The 23,431-nt window shown below is 55.6% G+C and carries 21 protein-coding genes; 14 read left to right on the top strand and 7 right to left on the bottom strand.

Features of this window, described 5'->3' with window-relative positions; translation table 11 throughout:
- The first annotated feature begins 113 nt into the window (after nt 1-113).
- Both LG297_RS19655 and LG297_RS19650 read left to right on the top strand, forming a co-directional pair.
- Nucleotides 114-1,331: a CaiB/BaiF CoA transferase family protein gene (locus tag LG297_RS19655; protein WP_404423309.1), complete on the top strand. Its 1,218-nt coding sequence runs from the start codon at nt 114-116 to the stop codon at nt 1,329-1,331.
- Entirely contained in the window at nt 1,328-2,176 is an 849-nt protein-coding gene (locus LG297_RS19650) for a citryl-CoA lyase (RefSeq protein ID WP_404423307.1), read from the top strand. The genes LG297_RS19655 and LG297_RS19650 overlap by 4 nt, the downstream gene beginning before the upstream one ends.
- Here LG297_RS19650 and LG297_RS19645 read toward each other — a convergent pair.
- Complete coding sequence (locus LG297_RS19645; RefSeq protein ID WP_404423305.1) at nt 2,163-3,155, bottom strand: ABC transporter substrate-binding protein; 993 nt, start codon at nt 3,153-3,155, stop codon at nt 2,163-2,165. The genes LG297_RS19650 and LG297_RS19645 overlap by 14 nt on opposite strands.
- A 284-nt stretch (nt 3,156-3,439) precedes the next feature.
- Between LG297_RS19645 and LG297_RS19640 the strand changes: the two genes are divergently transcribed.
- Together LG297_RS19640 and LG297_RS19635 are read left to right on the top strand one after the other, a co-directional pair.
- The gene (locus LG297_RS19640) at nt 3,440-4,105 is read left to right on the top strand and encodes a response regulator (RefSeq protein WP_404423303.1); all 666 of its coding nucleotides are present in this window, start codon (nt 3,440-3,442) and stop codon (nt 4,103-4,105) included.
- Nucleotides 4,102-5,505 carry a sensor histidine kinase gene (locus tag LG297_RS19635; protein ID WP_404423301.1) on the top strand — a complete coding sequence of 468 codons (1,404 nt, stop codon included), beginning with the start codon at nt 4,102-4,104 and terminating at the stop codon, nt 5,503-5,505. Before LG297_RS19640 ends, LG297_RS19635 begins: the two co-directional genes overlap by 4 nt.
- A 178-nt stretch (nt 5,506-5,683) precedes the next feature.
- Here LG297_RS19635 and LG297_RS19630 read toward each other — a convergent pair whose 3' ends face one another.
- Together LG297_RS19630 and LG297_RS19625 are read right to left on the bottom strand one after the other, a co-directional pair.
- The gene (locus LG297_RS19630; RefSeq protein WP_404423299.1) at nt 5,684-6,154 is read right to left on the bottom strand and encodes a DoxX family protein; all 471 of its coding nucleotides are present in this window, start codon (nt 6,152-6,154) and stop codon (nt 5,684-5,686) included.
- A gap of 38 nt (nt 6,155-6,192) precedes the next feature.
- Nucleotides 6,193-6,894 (bottom strand): pirin family protein, encoded by a 702-nt coding sequence (locus LG297_RS19625; protein WP_404423297.1) that lies wholly within the window; start codon nt 6,892-6,894, stop codon nt 6,193-6,195.
- Nucleotides 6,895-7,032: 138 nt separating this feature from the next.
- On the opposite strand from LG297_RS19625, the gene LG297_RS19620 reads away from it, so the two are divergent.
- Together LG297_RS19620 and LG297_RS19615 are read left to right on the top strand one after the other, a co-directional pair.
- Nucleotides 7,033-7,944, top strand: a complete 912-nt coding sequence (locus LG297_RS19620) for a LysR substrate-binding domain-containing protein (RefSeq protein ID WP_404423295.1) — start codon at nt 7,033-7,035, stop codon at nt 7,942-7,944.
- A 78-nt stretch (nt 7,945-8,022) separates the two neighbouring features.
- Nucleotides 8,023-8,823, top strand: a complete 801-nt coding sequence (locus tag LG297_RS19615; protein WP_404423293.1) for a sirohydrochlorin chelatase — start codon at nt 8,023-8,025, stop codon at nt 8,821-8,823.
- 15 nt (nt 8,824-8,838) lie between these two features.
- Here the strand turns inward: LG297_RS19615 and LG297_RS19610 are convergent, their stop codons facing one another.
- Nucleotides 8,839-9,771 carry a LysR family transcriptional regulator gene (locus tag LG297_RS19610; RefSeq protein WP_404423291.1) on the bottom strand — a complete coding sequence of 311 codons (933 nt, stop codon included), beginning with the start codon at nt 9,769-9,771 and terminating at the stop codon, nt 8,839-8,841.
- A 99-nt stretch (nt 9,772-9,870) separates the two neighbouring features.
- Nucleotides 9,871-10,047, bottom strand: coding sequence for a hypothetical protein (locus LG297_RS19605; RefSeq protein WP_156484574.1), 177 nt, complete (start codon nt 10,045-10,047; stop codon nt 9,871-9,873).
- 234 nt (nt 10,048-10,281) lie between these two features.
- Here LG297_RS19605 and LG297_RS19600 point away from each other — a divergent pair, with 234 nt between their 5' ends.
- Nucleotides 10,282-10,731, top strand: a complete 450-nt coding sequence (locus LG297_RS19600; RefSeq protein WP_404423288.1) for a PaaI family thioesterase — start codon at nt 10,282-10,284, stop codon at nt 10,729-10,731.
- A 1,281-nt stretch (nt 10,732-12,012) separates the two neighbouring features.
- On the opposite strand, the gene LG297_RS19595 is transcribed toward LG297_RS19600, so the two are convergent.
- The gene (locus LG297_RS19595) at nt 12,013-13,590 is read right to left on the bottom strand and encodes an aldehyde dehydrogenase (NADP(+)) (RefSeq protein WP_404423286.1); all 1,578 of its coding nucleotides are present in this window, start codon (nt 13,588-13,590) and stop codon (nt 12,013-12,015) included.
- Nucleotides 13,591-14,132: 542 nt separating this feature from the next.
- On the opposite strand from LG297_RS19595, the gene LG297_RS19590 reads away from it, so the two are divergent.
- Genes LG297_RS19590 through LG297_RS19575 form a run of 4 tightly spaced genes read left to right on the top strand, consistent with a single transcriptional unit; the run spans nt 14,133 to nt 19,564 of the window.
- The gene (locus LG297_RS19590) at nt 14,133-14,765 is read left to right on the top strand and encodes a TetR/AcrR family transcriptional regulator (RefSeq protein WP_404423284.1); all 633 of its coding nucleotides are present in this window, start codon (nt 14,133-14,135) and stop codon (nt 14,763-14,765) included.
- Nucleotides 14,758-15,366 carry a TetR/AcrR family transcriptional regulator gene (locus LG297_RS19585; RefSeq protein ID WP_404423282.1) on the top strand — a complete coding sequence of 203 codons (609 nt, stop codon included), beginning with the start codon at nt 14,758-14,760 and terminating at the stop codon, nt 15,364-15,366. Before LG297_RS19590 ends, LG297_RS19585 begins: the two co-directional genes overlap by 8 nt.
- 56 nt (nt 15,367-15,422) lie before the next feature.
- Complete coding sequence (locus tag LG297_RS19580) at nt 15,423-16,463, top strand: efflux RND transporter periplasmic adaptor subunit (RefSeq protein WP_404423280.1); 1,041 nt, start codon at nt 15,423-15,425, stop codon at nt 16,461-16,463.
- Nucleotides 16,463-19,564, top strand: a complete 3,102-nt coding sequence (locus tag LG297_RS19575) for an efflux RND transporter permease subunit (RefSeq protein ID WP_404423278.1) — start codon at nt 16,463-16,465, stop codon at nt 19,562-19,564. The genes LG297_RS19580 and LG297_RS19575 overlap by 1 nt, the downstream gene beginning before the upstream one ends.
- A gap of 312 nt (nt 19,565-19,876) precedes the next feature.
- Here LG297_RS19575 and LG297_RS19570 read toward each other — a convergent pair whose 3' ends face one another.
- Nucleotides 19,877-20,608 (bottom strand): GntR family transcriptional regulator, encoded by a 732-nt coding sequence (locus tag LG297_RS19570; RefSeq protein WP_404423276.1) that lies wholly within the window; start codon nt 20,606-20,608, stop codon nt 19,877-19,879.
- Here LG297_RS19570 and LG297_RS19565 point away from each other — a divergent pair.
- Genes LG297_RS19565 through LG297_RS19555 form a run of 3 tightly spaced genes read left to right on the top strand, consistent with a single transcriptional unit; the run spans nt 20,601 to nt 23,352 of the window.
- A complete protein-coding gene (locus LG297_RS19565) occupies nt 20,601-20,894 on the top strand; it encodes a hypothetical protein (RefSeq protein ID WP_404423274.1) in 294 nt (97 codons plus the stop codon). The two genes, LG297_RS19570 and LG297_RS19565, sit on opposite strands and share 8 nt — an antisense overlap.
- Nucleotides 20,895-20,923: 29 nt before the next feature.
- Nucleotides 20,924-22,009, top strand: coding sequence for an ABC transporter ATP-binding protein (locus LG297_RS19560; protein WP_404423272.1), 1,086 nt, complete (start codon nt 20,924-20,926; stop codon nt 22,007-22,009).
- 26 nt (nt 22,010-22,035) lie between these two features.
- Nucleotides 22,036-23,352, top strand: a complete 1,317-nt coding sequence (locus LG297_RS19555; protein ID WP_404423270.1) for a PotD/PotF family extracellular solute-binding protein — start codon at nt 22,036-22,038, stop codon at nt 23,350-23,352.
- Nucleotides 23,353-23,431 lie beyond the last annotated feature (79 nt).

Raw genomic sequence — 23,431 nt, 5'->3', positions numbered from 1 at the left:
TTCCAAATCTTGCTGGTCGTGAAGAGCTCTGGCTCGATTTTGAGCGTTTTACGTTATCAGGAAATTCTATATAATGGAATTAAATTCTATCAGACAGAATTTAAGGAAATGTCATGGATACGACCAAACCACTCGCCGGAATTACCGTTCTGGACCTGACCAACGTACTGGCAGGGCCGTTTTGCTGCCATCAACTGGCGCATCTCGGTGCCGATGTCATAAAGGTCGAGGCGCCCGGGCGTGGTGACCTTGCCCGCCAACTGGGTGCGGATCAGGGGCTGAATGAAAAGCTGATGGGGGTTTCGTTTATGGCGCAAAATGCCGGAAAACGATCCGTGACGCTGAACCTCAAAGACCCGCGCGGTAAGGACATTCTGAAAAAACTGGTCGCGACGGCAGATGTGGTCGTGGAAAACTTTCGACCCGGCGTGATGGATCGTCTTGAACTTGGTTATGACGTGCTGTCCAAGGTTAATCCGGCACTGGTCTATTGCGCGATTTCCGGGTTCGGACAAACCGGTCCGATGAAAAAGCTGCCGGCCTATGACCAGATCGTGCAGGGGCTTTCGGGCATTATGACGATCACCGGCGAAGAAGATCGGGAAACCTACCGTGTGGGATACCCGATGGCCGATACCATCGGTGGTCTGACAGCGGCCTATGCGATCACTGCAGCGCTTGCCGGGCGTGCATTGGGCCGCAACGGGGGCAAAGGCAGCTTTATCGACATATCGATGCTGGAATCCGTAATTGCCACGATGGGGTGGGTGGTGTCGAACTTCCTGATCGCGGGCAAACAGCCGACTGCGAATGGTAATGACAATTTCACCTCGTCGCCATCGGGGACATTCCGCACGCAGGACGGTAAAATCAATATCGCTGCTAACAAACAGGAACAATTTGAGGCGGTCTGCGACGTTCTGGAACTATTGGAACTTAAAGCTGATCGCCGTTTTATCACTCGCACGGAACGCCTGTCGCATCGCCGGGAATTGAGCGATCTGCTTGAAGCAGTGCTTGTCACCCGATCAACTGATCATTGGGTTTCCAAATTCAACGCCGTTGGTGTGCCGGCAGGCGCGGTTTTGTCTGTGCCACAGGCCCTTTCGCTGCCGCAAATTGCGGATCGCGGGATGCTTGCTGATTTTGCTGATGTGCCGGGTGCCGAACGGGATATCCGAATTCTGCGTACCGGTATCAAGATGAACGGAGATGCGCCGTCGGTCGACGCACCGCCACCTGTTCTTGGGCAGGACAATGAAACCATTCTGGCCGGTCTTGGCATATCTGCCGACGAGGTCGCCACCCTGAAAGCCGAGGGCGTTTTATGAGCGATAAAACCGCAAAAGATATCGAAAACGAAGTCAGTGACTGGTGGAAAACATCCATCATCGATATGGAGCCGGGCAAAATCCATTATAGCGGTTATCCCATTCAGGATCTGATTGGCAATATCAGCTTTGCCGGGATGATCTGGTTGATGACGCGTGGCGAATTGCCATCAAAAGGACAGGCCGCATTGCTTGAGGCGGCCCTCGTCGCGGCTGTCGATCATGGGCCGCAAGCACCGAGCATTGCAATTGCCCGCATGGCTGCGACCTGTGGAATTGGTCTGAACAATGCGATGGCAAGTGCGGTTAATGTGTTGGGGGATGTTCACGGTGGTGCGGGTGAACAGGCGGTTGCCCTTTATCACGATATTGCCGCACGCATGGATGGGGGCGAAAATCTGGCTGATGCGACCGCTGCCGGGCTGGATCACCAGATTGCCGAACATGGCAAGCATATTCCGGGTTTCGGGCATCGCTTCCATCCGCTTGATCCAAGGGCACCAAGATTATTGTCGCTTGTTTCAGAGGCTGCGAGTGATGGCATCGTCTCTGGCCGGTTTGGCAAAATTGCCAGCCAGATCGAGGAAACCCTTCTGGAACGGAAGGGTAAACGCATCCCGATGAATATCGATGGTGCAACCGCCGTGATCTATGCCGAGCTTGGCTTTGCCGCACCGCTGGCGCGCGGTTTGTTCTGTTTGTCACGGTCGGTCGGGATCCTGGCCCACGCGTGGGAGCAAACCAATCAGGGGGGGCGTAACAAAGGTCCAATCCCGCGTCGCCTGATCTGGAATTATGACGGACCGGAACGTCGCCCGGTGCCATCGGAACTTAGCGACGATTAAGCAGTGCATCTTGCCAGCGGCTTAAAAACCGCTGGCGTTTCGCCTGATCCAGATAAACCAGAAGCCCCGGCCCCACGGGGAAAGACCGAACCCGTTCCCCGTAACGGTCAAAAATCAGCGACGAAAACGGACTGGGCGGGACATCTGGGCGCACCGGATTGAAATTGCCTTCATCCTGCAGAATGCTTTGGCCTTCGATCGACAGGATATAATCAAGGAACCGCCCGCCGAGTTCCGGGTTGCGCGCGCCGCGCGGAATGATGGCGATCCGCGAATAAACCACAATAAAATCATCCGGCAGGATGACGCCAAGATTGGGATTTCGGTGGCTGAAGGTTTCGGCATATGATCCCAGAAGATTATAGCCCAGCGCCACCTGTCCGCTCGCTATCTTTTCAAGCATTGGCGACGTATTTGAATAAAGCTTTACCTTTGCCTGACCCAAGGCACGCACAAAATCCCAGATACCTGAAAAATAGCGTTCGTCACGGGCCAGAAACAGGAAACCGACCCCGCTGCGTTCGATATCGTAGGTCGTGATCTTTTCGCTCATCAGATCGTCATGTTCAATTAGCAGCCGGATAACCTGATTGCGGGTTCGGGGTGGCTCAAGATTGTTTTCCCTGAAAAATTGCCGGTTATAGGCAATTACAGCCGGTTCCTGTGTTACTGCAAAGGCTTCGTTCCGCCAGCGTGCCCAGTTGGGTAATGCGCGGGTTTCATCGCTTTGATGCGAGAAGGCGTAACCGTCATTGGCGAGCTTCATCTGCAAATCCATTGACGAACTGATGACGATATCGGCATTGGGTTCGCCAGCTTCGCGTTCGGCGATTGTGCGATCATACATTTCCAGTGTTTGAAGCTGATGATACTCGACACGTATATTCGGGTTGCTCTGCTGAAAACCTTCGATGGCTGGTCTGAAAGCCTCGATATCGGCCGAACCATAAATAACCACAGCTTCGTTTTCCGAAAGCATGGTTTGTTCCGGGTTACCTGGTGTTGTGCTGCGCGGAGCCGGAAAGACAAACAATTCGGCAGACGCAGGCAGAACAGTGAAAATTGCTGCGCAGAAAACAGCAAAAATGATAGTACTGCGCAAGGTCATCGCTTACAGGCCCTCATCAACCGGTCATTCGCAGAACTTATTGCCGGATGATCGTGATCGGGGCTTTCACGATCCGGCAAAATCTGGAAAATTCATGTGCTTGGGTCAATATGCACCAGACCATGCTGGTTTAACAGGGGACCGAACCCGACACAATGAGAGTCCTTGTCGTAGAAGATCATGCCGCACTTGCCGATGGCATCGCCCGCTCTTTGCAGCAGGCGGGCTATGCGGTTGACGTGATTTCCGACGGGGAAGAAGCCGATGAAATCCTGCGTACGCAGGAATATGGTCTTGTCGTTCTTGATCTTAATCTTCCACGAATGGACGGGCTTGAAATTCTGCGCCGGTTGCGCCATCGCGGATCGGAAAGTGCGGTCCTGATCCTGACAGCACGCAACGATATAGATGACCGGGTGCGGGGGCTTGATCTTGGTGCCGATGATTATCTGGCAAAACCGTTTGAGCTGGTCGAGCTTGAGGCACGTGTACGCGCCTTGATGCGTCGCCATGCCGGAACCCACAATACCCGGATTACCTGTGGCCGTTTGACATATGACACGGTTGCGCGCCGTGCCATGATCGATGGTCAGGATATTGAAATTCCGCGCCGCGAACTGAACATTCTTGAAATTCTGCTATTGCGGCTTGGGCATGTATTGTCCAAGGAGCAGATCACCGATCAATTGGCCGGGTTCGAGGATGATATCAGTGCCAATGCAGTCGAACTTTACATCAGTCGGTTGCGCAAACGTGTTGAAACGGCGGATGTCAAAATCCAGACGGTTCGTGGTCTTGGCTATTTGTTGAAAAAAACATGAAATGGCGCAACGCATCCCTTCGTCGGCGTTTGCTGATCTGGCTTCTCATCCCGTTGCTTCTGATCAGTTCGTTGATGCTGTTTGAAGTGCGCAGCAATGCGGTGCATTCGGCCAATCAGGCATTTGATCGTGCATTATTAAGTTCGGCGCTGGCGATTGCTGATCGTGTCGTTCTGATCGGCGGACAGATTGAGGTCGATGTGCCCTATGTCGCGCTTGAAATGCTGACAAGTGCATCGCAGGACCGCGTTTTTTATCAGGTCAGTACTGCACAGGGCGAATTCATCACCGGCTACGAAGAATTGCCGCCGGTGCCCGAAAAACTGATGCCGCTTCTGGAAGAACCGGTGTTTTACGACGCGGAGTATAATGGTGAACCGGTGCGTATCGGAGCTTTGTCACGTTATGTTGCCAGTGCACGGATGGCGACGCGTTTTCATGTGCTGGTGGCTGAAACGACCGGAACGCGTGAAAGTCTGAGCGAGGATATTCTGGCCCGTGCTGCGGTTCGGCAGTTCGGTTTGATTCTGATTGCGGCCCTGATCGTATGGTTCGGGATCGGGCAGGGGCTTAAACCGCTTGCGCGTCTTGAAGAAGCGCTTAATCGGCGATCACCCTCGGATTTGCGACCGATCCAGCATGATGTCCCGACAGAAGTGCGTCATCTTGTCGGTGCGATCAACCATTTGCTGAAACGGCTCGAAAATACGCTTTCGACCATGCAGCGTTTTACGGCAGATGCAGCCCACCAGTTACGGACACCGTTGGCAGCATTGCGGACGCAGGCAGAGTTGGGTCTGCGCGAAAAGGATCCGGGAAAACTGCATGATGTGATGGAAAAGCTGGCAGCTTCGACGCGCCAGACATCGCATCTGGCCAACCAGTTGCTGGCATCCGCCCGTGCGGCACCCGAAGGATTGGCAGGGCGACCCTTTGTGCGGATTGATCTTGGTGAAATTACACGTTCGGTTACTGGTGCCAAGGTGCCGATAGCCATCGAACGTGGCATTGATCTGGGATATGAGGGCATCGACGGGAAGGTGCCGATCATGGGCGATGCCACTCTGATCGAGGAACTGCTGAAAAACCTCATTGATAATGCTCTGAGCTATTGTCCGAGAGACAGTTCGGTTACGGTGCGGTTAATGCCCGAGGCGAACGATGTACCGTTCGTCAAACTGACGGTCGAGGACGATGGGCCGGGGATTCCCCTTGAACATCGCAAACATGTCTTTGATCGGTTCTACCGTGTTGCGGGCGGTGGCGAGGACGGATGTGGTCTTGGCCTTTCGATTGTGCGCGAAATTGCCTTGCGTCACGATACACGGATTCGTCTGGATGAACCGGACGGTCACAGCGGGGCGATCTTTTCTGTGCGGTTTCGGTTGGTGAATGACTAGGGGGACAGGTTTTAGCCCCGGGGTGCTGATGCCGGGATTATGAAAACTGGTATGTGAAATCCATAGAGGTTGCAGACCAGGATTTCCTGAGGATAGGCTCTCCTCGTCAAAAAAACGGGCTGCCGGTTGGGCAGCCCGTAGTTGCAAGAAAAGATGAGAGGGAAGAAAAAATCCGCGATCAGAATTCGATACCGATCTTGCGATCAACCGAGAACTTTCCACCGCCGCGGATCAGCACTGAAAGCGCCATCAGCCCCCAGAAGACCGGCATTTCAAACCCGGCATTGTTCCACGCATATCCGTTCGGCAGATGGATGGTGGTAGCCACCGCCATGAAGGCAATGACAACTGCAGCAACCGGACGGGTCAGAAGGCCCACAGTCAGCATCAGACCGCCCGCGAATTCCAGAAGCCCGATCAGAAGGGCAAACAGGAAGCCCGGGGCAAAGCCGATGCTTTCAAGCCAGCCTGCCGTGCCTTCAAGGCCATATCCGCCAAATGCACCAAACAGTTTCTGGGCACCGTGCGGCACCAGAAGGAGACCGGTGGCGACGCGGACGATCACGGGTGAAAGAGGTTCAAAAGCAGCCCAAAAATTGCCAAGGGCCGGGATGATCGGGCGTGGTTTATCGGTTGCAAGGGACGACATATTCATTCTCCATCGGAGGATCGGACCGGCAAACCGGTTCAGGCGACCATGTCAAAAACAAGAGCTTCAGCTTCGGTTGCGTCACTGAAAATCAGTTCGTCTTCGTCCCGGATGGCGGCACCATCGCCAGCCTTCAGGGTTTCGCCATTAACGCTCAGCATGCCGCGCGCTACTTGAATCCACGCAATCCGGCCCGGTTCGATTTTATGGGATGCTGTTTCCCCTTCACCCAGATGAGCCACATACAGGTCAACATCCTGATGAATGGTGATCGAGCCATCCCGGCCGGTGCGGCTGCCAATCAGTGACAGGCCCGAACCTGTATCGGAACGTGCGATTTCCTTTTCCTCGTAACCCGGTTCGAGGTTCGCTGCTTCGGGAATTACCCAAATCTGCAGGAAATGAACCGGCTTCTCCTTGGAATGGTTGTATTCCGAATGGCGGATACCGGTACCGGCCGTCATGCGCTGCAGGCGGCCCGGACGGATAACAGAACCGGTACCAAGGCTGTCTTTATGTTCAAGCGCGCCATCAAGCACGTAGGAAATGATTTCCATATCCTTGTGGCCGTGAGTATCAAAACCTGCACCGGGGATAACCCGGTCTTCGTTAATCACACGCAGCGGGCCCCAACCCATCCGTTTCGGATCGTAATAGTGACCGAAGGAAAAAGTGTGATGGGAGTCAAGCCAGCCAAACTGGGCGCGGCCACGGTCGGCAGATTCGATCTTGATAATCATGTTGGTCTCCATCGGTTGAATGTCGTTCGTTGGAGCCAGAATACGCTTTTCGCAAAAAGTGACAATTATCGTAATAATGTGCATACTGTCGCATAATAAGCGACAATAAAGCAGATACAGGCATAGCGGAGCCCTCGGATGGACAAGCTTGGAAGCTTGCAAACCTTTGTAAAAGTTGTCGATGAAGGCAGTTTTGCCGCAGCGGCGCGTGCGATTGGCCAATCGCGGTCCCAGGTCAATCGGGCGGTCATTGCGCTTGAGGAAGATTTGGGGGTGCAGCTTTTGAACCGCACGACGCGCCAGGTTGCCGTCACGCCAAGCGGTCGGGCTTTCTATGACCGGGCCAAGGCGGTTCTTGCCGATTTGCATGAAGCAGAAGAAGCCATTCGCGAAAACCGCGAAACGCCGTCGGGCGATATGCGCATCAATGCGCCGATGTCATTTGGCACGCTGCATCTGGGGCCTGCACTGGTGGATTTTGCCCGGCAATATCCCGATATCCGGGTCGAACTTGCCCTATCGGACCGCTTTATCGACCCGGTTGCGGACGGTTATGACATGACGGTGCGGATCAGCCAGCCGAGTGAAACACTGGCGCTGATTGATCATGAAATCATTCCGATGAACCGGGTTTTGTGTGCTTCACCGGAGTTTATTCGCAAACATGGCGAGCCGAAGTCTCCGCGTGATCTTGCGACTTTGCCATGTCTGCATTACGGCAGCCTGCCTGCCGGCTCCAGCTGGAAGATGAATGGTCCGGACGGGCCGGTTTCCGTGCCGGTGAATGGCGTTTTTTGCTGCAACAATGCCGAAGTTCTGCGCGATGCGGCACTTGCTGATCTTGGCTTGGCTTTATTGCCCACCTTCATTGCCGGGCCGGATTTGCAAACCGGCAATCTGGTCAGTGTTTTGTGTGATTACAGTCCGCCGGAACTGTTTCTGTATCTGCTTTATCCGCCCAGCCGGCAATTGTCGGCGCGTATCCGGCTTTTGGTCGATTTTATTTATGACCGTTTTGGTGGTCAGCCGCACTGGGATCTGGTGCAATAAGAAGGGGTGGGAAATCCGAACCCTTGCAGTCCACGTACCAGTTATTAGGTTTTGATCAGGCCCTGGTGGTACATGGATATGACGAGTTTTGGCATGCCGACCCTGATGATGGTGTCACATGGTAACAGCGGCAATGGCGGTGACCCTGCGGCGGCACTGGCGGACGCCGTGCGGGATCATTGGGCCGGGCCGGTACGCCATGGCTATATGCGCAGCACACCATCGGTTCCCGATCAACTGGCAAAGCTGAAGCGCGATCACGAAGCAGACGAGCTGATCGTGTTTCCGTTGTTTTTCAGCGAAGGTTATCTGGTTTTTGAGGAACTGCCGCGCAATTTGCGGGATGCCGGACTTGATCGTGCCGTTATCCTGCCGCCTGCAATCAACCTGCCGGGTTTTACGGCCACGGTTGCCCGCCATGTGCAGGCCGCCATGGCGCGGCGTGGCTGGGATGCTTCGGAAACATCGGTATTTCTGGTGCCGCATGGTCTGAAAACCCTGACCGAGCCGCTGCCGGAAACCGTCAGATTTGCCAGGGAACTTGGCGGTTTCTGTGCCGGAAGCGAGATTTGCATCGGCAATATCGAAGGCGATCCGTCGCTGAAAGACTGGCGAACAATCGGGTCGCGCGAGCATGCGCTGATTGTGCCGATGCTCGCAGGTGGTGGCATGCATGCCTGCACGGATTTACCGGAAATGATTGCGGCACAACCGGGCGAGGCCATTGAAATACTCGACCCGATTGGCGAATGGCCCGAATTGCCTGACCTGATCCTGGCGGAGGCGGCAAGGTTTGTGCGCCAGAGGCCTGATCGATCAAAGGGGCTGCATCGCCCGATTGCCAAGAGCCGGGTCGAAAGTGGCGCAGGCCTGATTTAAGGTCACGCGACCCGTTCAGCCAAGACCCGGTTTGACCTTGGTCCCGGATGCCTTTTTAAGAAGATAGTCACGGAAGATTTTGGCGGAACTGGTCAGGGTATCCTCACCATCATGCACGATCAGCAACTGGCGTTTGGCCCAGCTATCGGCAATCGGTGCGCCGGAAATATTCATGTGGTCAATATACCCCGCGACCGAGCTTTGCCGCAGAAAGCCGATGCCAAGTCCGGCGGCGATCATCTGGCGCAAGGATCCAAAACGCATGACCTTGATATGCGGATGCATGTCGTGATGGAGTTTGCCCGCGGCCTCGCTGATCAGGTCATCGATAACACCGCCTTCATGCAGTGAAATGATGTCGTATTTTGCGGCTTCGGCAAAGGTAACCGGGGCCGGGTTGGATGGATCGGGGATCAGCGGATGGCCCTTGGGGGTCACGACCCAGATCGGATCGTCGCAAAAGACGTGGTTCGACAACCCCTGACACGGGCCGTTATCGGCCATGATCGCCAGATCGGCACGGCCTTCGCGCACCGCATCAGATGACTCGCGCGATGTCAGTTCACGGACATCGACGGTCACATCGGGGAAATCACGTTGAAAATCGGCCAGAAAAGCAGGCAGTCCGGTGAGGATTGCCGAGGTTACGGCAGCAAGATAGATCTTGCCCTTTTCGCCGGTATTGAAATCGCGCAACTCGTTTGACAGGTGATTAAGATCACCCAGAAGCTTTTCGCCGTAGCGCGCGAAAATAGCCCCTTCTTCCGTCGGTTCGACACCGCGGGGCAGGCGGCGCAGCAGCTTGACGCCAAGCATGGCTTCAAGTTCGCCGATGCGGCGACTTACAGCCGATGTCGCGATATGTTCGCGCCGGGCGGCCTCATTGATGCTTCCGGCGCGCACAATGGCGACAAACAACCGGATCGTGACGATATCAAACTTTTGCATTCAACCGTTTTCGGTTGTTTGGTTGAAACCGTCAAGGGCGATGAATTGTCAGCATCTTTTGATGCCAACCCTCAAACCCGCAGGGGCAGAGAGGGCGAATTAGCCCTCGACCTGACGCCATGCATTGTTCCATTCGGTCATCAGTTCATCATGGGTGCGTGCTTTCGACGCTTTCATGATCACGGCGACCTGAAGAGCATGAACAAGGTTGGTAAACCAGTTGACGCGAACTTCGCGTTCGATGGTGGTGGTGTCTTTAAGTGCAAGCGTTGCCATGGTTAGGTTCCTTTGCGTCTGGGGTGATTTCAGATGTACCAGACGCCGTTTGAACCCACTATTCTCGTTTCACCGCTATCCCCTTCTTGTTTGGAGAACGATAGATATAAGTAATTGATATTAATTGACTAATTTATATCGCAACGCACAATATATTGCCAATCTCGCATGGTCCAAAATGTTGGATTTATCTGCTATAGCTTGGCAGACAGGATGAATGCAAAGGTCGGTGACATGAGTGAAGTGAATGACAATCTTGCCTGGGAACAGGCGCATGGTAGCGGGCTTCAGGCTTATCTGGGCTATCAGGTTGTTGAATGGGAAGAAGACCGTGCGGTGGTGGAGCTTGAAATCAGGGATCATCACCGCAATCGTGCGGGTATCCTGCATGGGGGCGTGATTGCGACCCTGATGGATACGGCGTCGGGCTGTGCCGTCTGTTACTGCGCCGTTCCGGGGAATGTCCGCAAATCGCTGACCCTGTCACTGACGACCAATTTCATCGGGATGGCAACCGGCGGCACGGTGCGGGTTGAAGGACGCAAACAGGGCGGTGGGCGCAAGATCGTCTTTACCGAAGCCACGGCCTATAACGCGGCAGGCGAGGTGATCGCAACCGCGACCGGCACCTTCAAATACCATCGCGGCAGCGAGGACCCGAGTGGCGTGCCGCGCGACGCATAGGGTTTATGAAAATACAGGACGGTCCCTGATGGGTAGCGTGCTCCCGCTTTTCTGACGGGATAAAAAGTTTTTTCAAAAAGTTCTTGATTTGTTCTTTTAACTGTGGCATAAAAGTAAAGTCAACGGGAGAAATGCACCCGGACCAAAACCCGCAAGGCCTTGAGCCTCGCGGGTTTTTGCGTTTGGGACCGGATCAAAGAGGGGGTCAGGATGCAGGGACAAAGATTCAGGCAGGGTTGCGGGGCAGTCCGCAGGATATGGGTCGGCGGATGGCGGAGCCATTACGGCGGTATTCCGCGCTGGTTCTAATACGCTTTTAACACGCTTATTTGTCATGACGGGAGAGGTGCGTCTTATCGGGGAAAGGACCCCGGATTTGCCGAAAGAGGCAGCAATGGCAGCAGTGGCGGCATCGGATTGCGGCCCGTCGGTGGTGGACAGGTTGGGGGCAGTATGCCCGAAATCCGTCTGTCGGTGAAAATGGCGAACGCCCGAGGTTTGTCTGGACGCCGGGGTGGCAGGTTGCCACCGTGGTCGGAGCAGGCAACGAACCGCCGAGCGGTGCGTGGGGCGTCAGTTGGCGAGGTTGCTGGAGGCCCGAAGTTTGTCCGGGCTCTGTGGTCATGCCATTGCCGGAAGTGGCTGTAGCGGGCAGCGAGGTTGTGGGCAGCCATTGGACTGTCTGTCGGCGGGGCTGGTGGGTGCCCGAGGTTTGTCCGGACTCGGTGGTCGTGGCGTTGCTGGAAGGGGCCGGAGCGGGCAGCGAGGTTGTGGGTTGTCATTGGGTCGTCTGGTGGTGCGGCTGGCGGAAGCCCGAGGTTTGTCCGGGCTCCGTGGTCATGGCGTTGCCGGAAGAGCCGGAGCAGGCAGCGAGGCCGTGGGCGGTCAGTGGTCCGACTGTTGGCGGGGCTGGTGGAGGTCCGAGATTTGTCCAGTATTGCCGGAAGTTCTGCATCGCCGGAAGTCGCTGTCGAGGATTTGCTGGAAGAGGTAGCAGGGACGGCATCGGGCCGTCTATGAGCCGCTTGTTGGTGGGGCTGTTGGAGGCCCGTTTTTGTTCGGGCAGGGCATTAGGTCTGTTTGCGGGAAAGTCACCCCTGTTGCCGAGCTTTATGAGGCTGGCGTGCCTGTCCTGCCATTGCCTTCGGGGTCGCCGGGGCGTCCTTAGCCGTTTCCTGACCGATTATGAGGCAGGGGGACTTGCCTGATCCTTCTGCCTCTCAACGCAAAAGGGCGCGCCTTTATGGCGCGCCCTTGGCTGGTTGTAGGATAGGGTCGGGATTAGTTTGGCATCTGCCATTTGCCGTTTACAAGGCGCGGGATGTTGAGCGGGTTTGCGTCCTTGAGGGCTTCGGGCAGCAAGGCATCCGGGAAGGCCTGGTAGGAGACCGGGCGGATGAAACGCTTGATCGCGAGCGACCCAACCGAGGTTGCACGGGAATCCGTGCTTGCCGGATAGGGTCCGCCGTGAACCATGGAATGGCAGACCTCTACCCCGGTGGGCCAGCCATTGATCAGGATGCGGCCGGCACATTTTTCAAGGGCGGGGCGCAGTTTCCCGGCCAGTTCGGCATCGTCGTCAATCATGTGGATGGTCGCGGTCAACTGCCCGATGAGGGTTGCGGACAGGGCAACCATTTCTTCGGGCGTGTCGCATTCGACAATGATGCCAGCCGGGCCGAACATTTCTTCGGCCAGTTCCGGGTTGGCCTGCCAGTCGGCAGCGGTGGTGCGGAAGATTGCCGGGCTGCCTTCGAACGGGCCGTCGCTGTCGCGGCGTTTAAGCGCGCAGGTTACCTTGGCGTGACCGGCCATGGCATCGGTTACATGATGATAGGCGCTTGATACACGATCCGTCAGCATGGCGGCACCGCCAACCTGACCGAGTTCGGCGGCAGCGGTTTCGACAAAGGCATCAAGGTCGGAACCCTTAAGGGCGATCAGAAGACCCGGATTGGTGCAGAACTGACCAACACCCATGGTCAGCGACCCGACCCAGCCCTTGGCGATTTCAACGGCCTTGGCACCCATGGCTTTTGGCATCAGGAAGACCGGGTTGTTGCTGCCGAGTTCGCCATAGAACGGGATCGGTTCCGGGCGGGAGACGGCAATATCAAACAGCGCACGACCGCCACCGGTTGACCCGGTAAAGCCAACCGCCTTGATCAGCGGATGGGCGACCAGCGCCTGACCGACCTTGCGGGTGCCGCCGTGGATCAGGCTGAACACGCCCTTTGGCATGCCGGTTTTTTTAATTGCGGCTTCGATGGCCTTGGCAACGACTTCGGACGTGCCGGGGTGGGCCGCGTGGCCCTTGAACACAACCGGGCAACCGGCAGCCAGTGCCGATGCGGTGTCACCGCCCGCAGTCGAGAATGCCAGCGGGAAGTTTGACGCGCCGAAAACACCCACCGGGCCAAGTGCCTTGTGCATCACGCGGATGTCGGGCTTGGGCAGGGGCTGACGATCTGGCTGGGCGGTTTCGATGCGGGCTTCGAACCATGATCCTTCTTCGATCCAGTCGGCAAAGAAGCGCAACTGGCCAACGGTGCGGCCGCGCTCGCCGGTCAGGCGTGCAGCGGGCAGGGCAGATTCAAGATTGCCGATTTCGGTGATTTCATCGCCGCGCGCATCGATTTCATCGGCAATCGCGCGCAGGAAGGCCGCGCGTTTGGCCGGCAGCATCGCCGCAAATTCTTCGGCACAGGCATTTGCCGCCTGAACCGCCTGATCCACCAGTTCCTCGGTGCCGTGCTGGAACTTTGTTGGCAGTTTTCCGCCGGTCGACGGGTTATCGGCCTGAAACACATCCGGACCGTTCAGCCATTCGCCTGCAATATAGTGCTGTCCATTCAGCATGGAGCCTCCTGTGGGGTTGGCGTGTTTGTATGGTGATACCGCGCAAAGGGTTGGGCCGTGGATTGCAGTAATCCGCAAACGCCCGATTTGCGCGGTTTTCTTCGGCGCAGCTTAGGAAATCGGGGCGGCGATGTAAATATCATATTATATGACAAAATCGACATCGGCAGCCGCCAGCGGAAATCCAAGCCAATTAATCATTTTTGGATAATTTATACAATCATGATTGATCAGAGAAAGCCGCAGGCGTGTATGCCCAAATCTCGCGTGGCAGCTGTGAACTGGCGCATAAAACTAGATTCGAAATCAGTCGTTTTATGACTCATAAAATTCCGCGCAGATGACGCGTTAAAGCACAATTTTTTGCCACACCGAAAATGCCTTTTAATGTCAAATATTTGACGGATGCTTCTCTTTTGAGGATCCCGTCGATCAGGTTCAGAAATTGAACCTTGCAAAAATTTGGTTGATCCAATCGAACAGATTACGTTAAAAGAACGCGTTCATTAAACGCGTTCTTTTTATTTTTTCCGGAGATCATCATGCCAAGGCCTGCTCAAACCGAAGAACAGCGCAACGAAACAAGGCGCCGCATTCTGTCGGCGGCACAGGAATTATTCGATTCGTCTGGGATCGATGCGGTGTCGATGCGCGCACTGGGAAGTCGTGTTGGACTGACTGCGTCCGCACTCTATGCCTATTTCCCGGCCAAGATCGATCTGTTGCGCGCTCTTTGGTGGGAAACTCTGGACGAACTGCAACTTCGAATGGCTTCACTTTCAAACGACGAGCCCGATCCGATTGTAGCAATCCGGAAAATTTCTCGGACTTATATCGATTTCGGACTCGAGAACCCGTCTCGTTTCCGTGTGCTGTTCATGACCGATCAGGGGGACTTTGCAGAAGAACTCAAATCCGCCGGAATATTTCACGATGCCTATCGCGTGTTTCGGGACCGGGTGTCAGAGGCCATCACGCAGGGTCATTTCCGTGACAACGATCCCGATCTCTGTGCACAGGTCATCTGGGCAGGCACGCATGGAGCCGTCAACCTGATAAACTCGTCGGCAAGTTTCCCTTTCGTGTCACCCATCCTCCTTGCCGAAACCACCATTAACGCACTGATTGATGGTCTGGCAGCAAGCGACCGTAAGCGGAAACATCATCATGTCTGAAATCCACCGGCAGGACGACCTGCCTGCATTTGCGCAGTACCTGCTCGGTCAGATCACACAGGACAACCCGACAAACCGTAATACCGCGCCAAATGCACATACCACCCGGACCGCAGGTATCGGCATTTACGCCTATGCCTCCGACAAAGCCGCGCTAAATCAGGTGTTGTGGCTAACGGCCATGGAAGAATTTGACCGGCAGGCACGCGAACTTTCGCGCCGCCGGACAAACCCGATTGAGGCGATCCGGGCACTGGGCGAAGCCTATGCCCGCTTCGCCATCGAAAAACCGGCCAGATTCCGTGATCTCTTTCTGCTCGATAGCGGACGCCTGGCCACAGAACTGAACGCTGACCTGTCGCGCGAGAACACATACCGGATGCTTCTTGAATGGGTGACAGAAGGAGTGGAACTGGGGCTGCTGCGTCGTGACGATCCCGAACTGATTGCACAAACATTATGGGCCGCAATCCACGGTGTTTTTAGCCTCGCCGGTTCATGGAACGACTTTCCATTCAAGCCACAGGCGCAGCTGTTTTCAAGCATGCTGGAAACATTGATGGGCGGCATTCTCCCCATACCTCACAGGAATGAGTCATGAAAAAATCTAGTCACTTTTTATTCGCCCCCATCTTGGTTATAGCTGGCGGTATTCTATTGACCGGCTGCAAGGATGATACTGTCGCCGAGGTTGAAATACGCCCGGTTCGCACCGTCGTCACACAGACCGAGGCTTGGAACGATTTTCCCTCCCAGGTCGGTGAAATACGTTCGCATGCCGAAACCGATCTTGGCTTCAAGATCGCGGGCAAGCTGATCGAACGTTCGGTCGATCTTGGCACCGTCGTCCACAAGGGCGATATTCTGGCACGTCTTGATGAACAGGACGAACGCAACCAGAAAGCCGCCGTTGCCGCCGACCTTGCATCGGCCAAGGCCACCCTCGTTCAGGCCGAGGCCGATGAACACCGGCAGTTCCAACTTCTGTCAAGCGGCTGGTCCACCCAGTCGAAATACGATTCTGCCCTGAAGGCACGCGATGCCGCACGGGCGGCCGTACATGCGGCCGAGGCAAAGCTGCGTCAGGCAGAGGATCAACTGGACTATACTGTACTGCGCGCGCCGGAAGACGGCGCGATTTCTGCCGTTTCCGCAGAAGTTGGGCAGGTCGTCTCTGCCGGACAGATGGTTGTTCGCCTCTCGGATCAGAACCGCAAGGATGCGGTATTCGCACTGGCAGAAAGTGCCGTCCTGCGCCTGCCGCCCGATGCAGATATCGAAGTACATCTGCTTGATGCCCCCGAAATTACGGCCACTGGCAAGATCGAACATATCGCCCCTGATGCCGATCCTCTGACCCGTACCTATACGATCAAGGTCGGCTTGGTGAACCCGCCTGAAGCCATGCGTCTGGGCATGAGTATTGTTGGTCGCGTGCGCCTTAGCGGACAAGAAGTCATCCCGCTTCCGGCATCGGCATTGTTCGAAAAAGAAGGCAAACCCGCTGTATGGGTGGTGGACCCGAACAATTCGACAGTCGATCTCGTCAATGTCGAACTGGCCCTGAACGACCCTGACCGGATTCTGGTGGCAAGCGGCCTGAACGAAGGCACGCAAGTCGTAACAGCAGGCATTCAGCGTCTTTGGCCGGGGCTTGAAGTACGTTTACCCGCGAGTGCACAGGCAGGAGCACGATAATGGGGTTCAATCTTTCAGAATGGGCGCTACGCCACCGATCCCTTGTTCTTTACATGATGCTTGTGACGGCGATTGCTGGTGTCCTGTCTTTCGGCGCGCTCGGGCGTGACGAAGACCCGCCTTTTACCATCAAAACCATGGTGGTAAAGGTTCTGTGGCCGGGCGCAAGTCTTGAGGAAACCACCAACCAGATCACCGATCGCATCGAAAAGAAGCTGGAGGAAACGCCCTCACTGGATTACCTCAAAAGCTATACCCGTGCGGGCGAGACCGTTATTTTCGTCAATCTCAAGGACACGACATCGCCATCACAGGTATCCGATATCTGGTATCAGGTGCGCAAGAAAACCACCGACATCCGCCATACCCTGCCGTCTGACATTCAGGGCCCGTTTTTCAATGACGAATTCGGCGATACATTTGGCATTATCTATGCCTTTACCGCAGAAGGTTTTAGCCAGCGCGAATTGCGCGATTACGTTGAATCGGTAAGAAGCAACCTGGTCAACCTGCCCGATATGGGCAAGATCACGCTTATCGGTGCACAGGATGAAACGGTTACCGTCGAATTTTCCACCCGCAAGCTGGCAAGCCTTGGCCTCACTCAGGCACAACTCGTCGAAAGCCTGCACGAACAGAATTCTGTCATGCCTGCAGGCGTGATTGATGCTGGTGGACAACGTATTCTGATGCGGGTCAGCGGCGGCTTTGAATCCGAGGCCGATCTTGCAAACATCAACCTGCGCATCGCCGGGCGCTTTTTCAGACTGGCCGATATCGCTGAAATCACCCGCGGTTATGCCGATCCCCCATCCCCCTTGTACCGGGTCAACGGAAAACCGGCCATCGGTCTGGCAATTTCAATGGCCAAGGGTGGCGATATCCTGACGCTGGGTGAACGCATTCACGTTGAAATGACCAAACTGGAACGCGACCGCCCACTGGGGATCGAGGTCATACAGGTTACCGACCAGCCCACTGTCGTCGAAACGTCGGTTCATCACTTCATCAAGGCTTTGGTGGAGGCCGTGGTCATCGTTCTGGTGGTCAGCTTCGTCAGTCTTGGAATGAGGGCCGGAACTGTCGTTGCCCTGTCGATCCCGCTCGTACTCGGTGCCACCTTTGTCGGCATGGAAATCTGGGGGATCGGCCTGCATCGTATTTCACTGGGCGCATTGATCATTGCGCTTGGCCTGCTGGTCGACGACGCCATGATCACCGTCGAAATGATGATCAAAAAACTCGAAGAGGGTTTTTCGCTCGTTAAGGCGGCAACCTTCGCCTATACCTCGACCGCGTTTCCGATGCTAACCGGCACTCTGGTAACCGCCTTTGGCTTTGTGCCGGTCGGCTTTGCCAAAAGCGGCGCTGGCGAATATTCCTTTGCAATCTTTGCCGTTGTCACTTTGGCCTTACTGATTTCGTGGGTTGTTGCGGTTCTGTTTTCCCCGCTGATCGGCGTCGCGATCCTGTCGCCAACCCCCAAACCACACAAGGAAGGCGGACTTTCAGGGCGTATGTCAGACGGTTTTCACCACCTGCTGGTCATTTGTCTGCGCCATCGCTTCAAGGTAATTGCAGGAACCGTCGGGCTGTTTCTTTTGTCGCTGGCTGGCGCAACACAGCTTGAACAGCAATTCTTTCCCACGTCGGAACGCCCCGAACTTCTTGTGCAACTGACCCTTCCGAACGATAACTCCATCCGCAATGCCGAACGCGCGGTTCATCACCTTGAAGCGCATCTGGCGGCCGACCCGGATGTCGCAAGCTATGCGATCAATGTCGGCAGCGGGGCAGTTCGCTTTTATCTGCCGATGGATGTTCAGCTTGAACATCCCTACTTTGCCGAGGCCGTGGTCGTGGCAAAGGATATGGAAACCCGTGCAGCCGTAGCCGACCGTCTGCGCGCTTTCGTCGCCGATGAAATGCCCGAAGCCGTTTTGCGGGCGTCGCCGCTCGAAATGGGACCACCGGTCGGATGGCCGGTCAAATACCGCATCAGTGGCACTGATCCAGAAAAAGTACGCCAGATCGCCTATGATGTGGCGGGTGCGGTCCATGCCAATCCGAATATTCGTTCGGTGAATTTCGACTGGAACGAACCGATCCGCACTGTTCGTCTGCGCGTCGATCAGGACAAGGTACGGTTGCTCGGCCTGTCGTCCGAAGAACTCGCACAGGTACTCAACACCACCTTTAGCGGCACGACCGTAACCCGACTGCGCGATGCCATTTATCTGGTGGATGTGCGCCTGCGTGCGGCCGGGATTGAACGCAACGATCTCGATACCCTGCGAATGTTGCAAATCCCGCTCGGAGACGGTCGTAGCGTACCGCTGATGGAAGTCGCAACCGTCGAATACGGTTTCGAGGCGCCGATCCTTTGGCGGCGTGACCGCCTGAACACCCTGACCGTTCAGGCCGATGTCATTCCCGGCATCCAGCCCGCAACCGCCGTCGGACAGCTTGACCTAGCGATCCAGAATATCATGGAAAAGCTGCCGACCGACTACAAGATCGAAATCGGTGGCTCGGTCGAAGAAAGTGCCAAGGGCATGCAATCGGTCATGGCGGTTGTCCCGGTTATGATCCTGCTTATGCTCACCGTGCTGATGGTCCAATTGCAAAGCTTCCAGCGTCTGATTCTGGTGGTTAGTGTCGCACCACTCGGTCTGATCGGTGTGGTGGGGATCATGCTGCCGACCGGCACCCCGATGGGCTTTATTGCGATCCTCGGCTGTGTCGCTCTGATCGGGATGATCATTCGCAACTCGGTCATCCTGATAGACCAGATCGAAACCGATATTGCCGCCGGTCATGACCGTTGGAGCGCCATTGTCGAGGCAACCTGCCATCGGTTCCGGCCGATCCTGCTGACGGCAGCCGCAGCGATTCTTGCGATGATTCCGATTGCCTCGGACTCGTTCTGGCGGCCGATGGCCATGGCGATTATGGGTGGCCTTCTGGTGGCGACATTGCTTACCCTGTTGTTTTTGCCCGCAGCTTATGCGGCGTGGTTCCGTGTCCCGGAACCGGTCAATGACGATGGCGGTTTACCAGTCGGTTCAGGTGACGAACCCTACGCGATGCCCGCAGGATAATGCGTTAGGGTATCTCTGTTGCCGAGGCATCTTTCGGAACAGGGTTTTGTGACTGAATGTTCCAAAGATGCCTGTAGCAATACAAAAGCCGTATCTCTTCCCGAGATGCGGCTTTTATTTCAAGACAAGGCACACCAGAATTTTGACCGGAGGGACAGGTTATCCTGACTGATGTGTCGCGTTTCCGGTTTTATGAGTCAATTTACAGTAGCCAAGGATTGCCAGCCTGTCCGGGCGGAAGCTGCGCGGTTCGGTTTATGGAAGCTGATGGCGGGTGCTGATATTTGAAAAACCCCGGCGGATGACGCCGGATTAGCTGGCAACCGATTTGGGATTTCGGCCAAAGATGCTGGCGAAATCGGTTTTGGCCGGTTTGGGGCGTTGAAGCTGTAACCGGTCGCGAATGGCATCAAGGTGTTTGGCCATTTCGGCGGCGGCCACGTCCGGATCGCCGCCCAGAAGGGCGTTCAAAAGGCTTTCATGTTCCGAGTGAGAGCAATCAACCGGTTGCGGGCTTTCATACATCGCAATGATCAGCGAGCTTCGCAGGATCAGCCGTTCCAGAAATTCCTCGATCACCAGATTGCCGGCGAGACGCGCCAGCAACAGGTGGAATTCCCCCGAAAGAATGATGGCGGCGCGGTGGTCGCCCGCGTGATGGGCCTGATGTTCGCGTTCCAGATGTTCGCGGATCTGGTTTGCGCGGTCGGGCGTCATGTTGGCAGCAATTTTGCGAACCACGCCGTCCTCGATCATGCGGCGGGCTGAAAAGACCTCGATCGCCTCGTCTATGGTCGGTTCGGCGATAAAGGCACCGCGATTTGGGACCAGGTTGATCAGCTTGTCATGTGCGAGCTGTAAAAAGGTTGCCCGGATGCGCGCACGGCTAACCGAAAATGTTTTGGCGAGATCTTCTTCGATCAGTTTCATGCCCGGTTCCAGCCGCCGGTCAAGAATGGCGTCGAGCATTTCCTGATAGATCAATTCTTCCGGGCGAAGTTTACCGCTGCCTTTATAGGAGGTGGGCTGTGCGGGGTTGGCCATCGCGGCACATCTTTCCGGTTGTTCATTCGAGGGGTTAATTCTTTTCTACAAAATTGTTGACGATCTGCAAAACAAAAAAATGCGGCAGTTCTTTCTGATGAGTCGAAGCGGTGTTGCATCAGGTTTAATCAAAAGAATGCTGCTGCGCAAAAATTGCGCACAAGTTGCGTATGAATCGGGCATTGGCTGGTTTCATCGCCTTGTGGTTTCGGGTGAACCCCTCGAAAAACTGCCGATCCTGAAAGTGGCATGTAATTTGCCTACAATTGAAAATATGGATTGTTAACAATTTTGCATGCAGTAACGGGTGGGCGCATGAAGGGTAACGGGGCCATTGAGTTGATCGCTGTCAGTAAGCATTACGGCAGTACCATCGCAGTCAAATCGATCGACCTCAAGATACCGGCAGGGGCCTATTGTTGCCTGATTGGTCCATCCGGCTGCGGCAAGACCACGACATTGCGGATGATCGCCGGGCATGAGGTGATCAGCGAAGGTGATCTTCTGATCGGGGATCGCAATGTGACCGAGCTTCCGCCGGTCAGGCGCGGCACGGCCATGATGTTCCAGAATTATGCGTTGTTCCCGCATATGACCTGCATGGAAAATGTCGCATTTGGTCTGCGGATGCAGGGCGTTTCCCCGGCAGAGCGCAACGAACGGGCCAAGGAAATGCTGGCCCGCGTTCACATGGAAAAGTTTGCGGATCGCAAGCCCGATCAGCTTTCAGGCGGCCAGCAGCAGCGCATCGCGCTTGCACGTGCCTTGATCACGCAGCCCTCGGTCCTGTTGCTTGACGAGCCGCTTTCGGCCCTTGATCCATTCCTGCGGGCGCGGATGCGTGATGAATTGCGTCGCCTTCAGCAGGAGCTTGGCATCACGTTTGTCCATGTCACCCATGCCCAGGACGAGGCGCTTGCGCTTTCGGATATGGTTGTTGTCATGGAAGACGGTGTCATTCGCCAGAAAGGCACGCCTGAGGAAATCTTTAACAAGCCGCGTTCGCGCTTCATCGCCAATTTCATGGGCGGTCAGAATATCTTCAAGGGAACGGTTTCGGAAAGCAGCCCGGCGGGTACGCTTCTGACCCGTGGTCCCGACAGTTTCTTCCTGCCCGGTTATGGCGGTGGTGCCGCGGGCGAGGATCTTGAATTCACAATTCGTACCGACCTGATCGGGCTGGGTGAAACGGCACCCGGTGATGCCGAAAACGGTCAGATTCCCGTCGAAATCACAACGGTCGAATATCTCGGCCTTTGGGTGCGGATTGTGGCGACGACCAATGACGGCAAGGAAATCACCCTGATGAAGACCGAAAGTGAATTTCGGCAGGCGCCTGTGCGCCGGAAGGAAAAGTTCATCGCCTACTGGAAACCCGAACACGCGCATGTTCTGGCCTAAAAAACATCATTTATCAGGAGCTTCACATGACGACCGACAATTCCAAACCGACGAAAAATCTGCTTTCGACCAAGGAAGTCACCCGCCGCGGTTTTGTTAAAGGTGCCGCAGTGACAACCGGTGTCGCGATTGGTTCAGGTGCGATCACCGGTTTTCCGACCATCTGGGCGCAGAACATCAAGGATGTGACATTGCGCCAGTTCGGCACGGGTGTTTCAAACATCAACGCGGTTGCCGACAAGGTCAAAGAGGACCTTGGTTTCACGCTTCAGATGACCGCGCTTGATTCCGATGCGGTTGCGCAGCGTGCAGTCACCCAGCCGAACTCGTTCGATATTGCCGATATCGAATACTGGATCTGTAAAAAGGTCTTCCCGGCGGGCACCATGCAGCCGATGGATACCACCAAGCTTAAAAACTATCAGTATATCTCGAAGCTGTTCATCGACGGCAAACTGACCCCGGATTCAGAAATTGCCCAAGGCACCGCGCCGCACACGGTTGGCTTCGTTGAAGGTGCCGACAGCGTTGAATTTGCATCCGCCCCGACCCAGTGGATGACCCTGATCCCGACCATTTACAATGCGGATACGCTGGGTATTCGCCCCGACCTGATCGAGCGTCCGATCAATAGCTGGGCCGATCTGCTTGACCCGGCCTTCAAGGGCAAGGCGTCGATCCTGAACATTCCGTCCATCGGGATCATGGATGCGGCCATGGTTTGCGAAGCCATGGGCGAAGTCACCTATGGTGACAAGGGCAACATGACCCAGGAAGAAATCGACAAGACGATTGCGATCATGATCGATGCCAAGAATGCCGGTCAGTTCCGTGCCTTCTGGAAGAGCTTTGATGAGTCGGTCAACCTGATGGCATCGGGCGAGGTTGTCATTCAGTCCATGTGGTCGCCGGCGGTTGCGGCTGTTCGGTCCAAAGGCATCGCGTGTAAATACCAGCCGCTTAAGGAAGGGTATCGTGCGTGGGGTGGCGGCATTGGTTTGGCCAAGCACCTGACCGGTCTCGAACTTGAGGCGGCGTATGAATATATCGACTGGTATCTGTCGGGCTGGGTCGGGGCATATCTTAACCGTCAGGGTTATTACAGCGCCGCCCCGGAAACGGCCAAGAAGTTCATGTCCGAAGACGAATGGGGCTTCTGGATGGAAGGCAAGGAAGCCAAGGGCGATATCCTTAGCCCGGATGGCAAGGTCATGGAAAAGGCCGGCGCGGTTCGCGATGGCGGTTCCTACGAGGAACGCATGGGATCGGTTGCGTGCTGGAACTCTGTCATGGACGAGAACAGGCACATGGTCCGCAAGTGGAACGAATTCATCGCCGCCTAAAGGCATCTGAATTTGATCGGGCGCAGCTTTGGTTGCGCCCGATACCTAGCCTGATGTGTTTGATAATTTTTCCGGTTCA

This window comes from Thalassospira australica (assembly GCF_044790785.1).
Lineage (GTDB): Bacteria > Pseudomonadota > Alphaproteobacteria > Rhodospirillales > Thalassospiraceae > Thalassospira > Thalassospira australica_A.
This window is presented reverse-complemented; position numbering and strand designations above follow the sequence as displayed.

Excerpts from the sequence above, each read along its gene's own strand:
- LG297_RS19655 (WP_404423309.1), top strand. The coding sequence starts at position 114 with ATGGATACGACCAAACCACTCGCCGGAATTACCGTTCTGGACCTGACC.
- LG297_RS19650 (WP_404423307.1), top strand. The coding sequence starts at position 1,328 with ATGAGCGATAAAACCGCAAAAGATATCGAAAACGAAGTCAGTGACTGG.
- LG297_RS19645 (WP_404423305.1), bottom strand. The coding sequence starts at position 3,155 with ATGCTTTCGGAAAACGAAGCTGTGGTTATTTATGGTTCGGCCGATATC.
- LG297_RS19640 (WP_404423303.1), top strand. The coding sequence starts at position 3,440 with ATGAGAGTCCTTGTCGTAGAAGATCATGCCGCACTTGCCGATGGCATC.
- LG297_RS19635 (WP_404423301.1), top strand. The coding sequence starts at position 4,102 with ATGAAATGGCGCAACGCATCCCTTCGTCGGCGTTTGCTGATCTGGCTT.
- LG297_RS19630 (WP_404423299.1), bottom strand. The coding sequence starts at position 6,154 with ATGTCGTCCCTTGCAACCGATAAACCACGCCCGATCATCCCGGCCCTT.
- LG297_RS19625 (WP_404423297.1), bottom strand. The coding sequence starts at position 6,894 with ATGATTATCAAGATCGAATCTGCCGACCGTGGCCGCGCCCAGTTTGGC.
- LG297_RS19620 (WP_404423295.1), top strand. The coding sequence starts at position 7,033 with ATGGACAAGCTTGGAAGCTTGCAAACCTTTGTAAAAGTTGTCGATGAA.
- LG297_RS19615 (WP_404423293.1), top strand. The coding sequence starts at position 8,023 with ATGACGAGTTTTGGCATGCCGACCCTGATGATGGTGTCACATGGTAAC.
- LG297_RS19610 (WP_404423291.1), bottom strand. The coding sequence starts at position 9,771 with ATGCAAAAGTTTGATATCGTCACGATCCGGTTGTTTGTCGCCATTGTG.
- LG297_RS19605 (WP_156484574.1), bottom strand. The coding sequence starts at position 10,047 with ATGGCAACGCTTGCACTTAAAGACACCACCACCATCGAACGCGAAGTT.
- LG297_RS19600 (WP_404423288.1), top strand. The coding sequence starts at position 10,282 with ATGAGTGAAGTGAATGACAATCTTGCCTGGGAACAGGCGCATGGTAGC.
- LG297_RS19595 (WP_404423286.1), bottom strand. The coding sequence starts at position 13,590 with ATGCTGAATGGACAGCACTATATTGCAGGCGAATGGCTGAACGGTCCG.
- LG297_RS19590 (WP_404423284.1), top strand. The coding sequence starts at position 14,133 with ATGCCAAGGCCTGCTCAAACCGAAGAACAGCGCAACGAAACAAGGCGC.
- LG297_RS19585 (WP_404423282.1), top strand. The coding sequence starts at position 14,758 with ATGTCTGAAATCCACCGGCAGGACGACCTGCCTGCATTTGCGCAGTAC.
- LG297_RS19575 (WP_404423278.1), top strand. The coding sequence starts at position 16,463 with ATGGGGTTCAATCTTTCAGAATGGGCGCTACGCCACCGATCCCTTGTT.
- LG297_RS19570 (WP_404423276.1), bottom strand. The coding sequence starts at position 20,608 with ATGGCCAACCCCGCACAGCCCACCTCCTATAAAGGCAGCGGTAAACTT.
- LG297_RS19560 (WP_404423272.1), top strand. The coding sequence starts at position 20,924 with ATGAAGGGTAACGGGGCCATTGAGTTGATCGCTGTCAGTAAGCATTAC.
- LG297_RS19555 (WP_404423270.1), top strand. The coding sequence starts at position 22,036 with ATGACGACCGACAATTCCAAACCGACGAAAAATCTGCTTTCGACCAAG.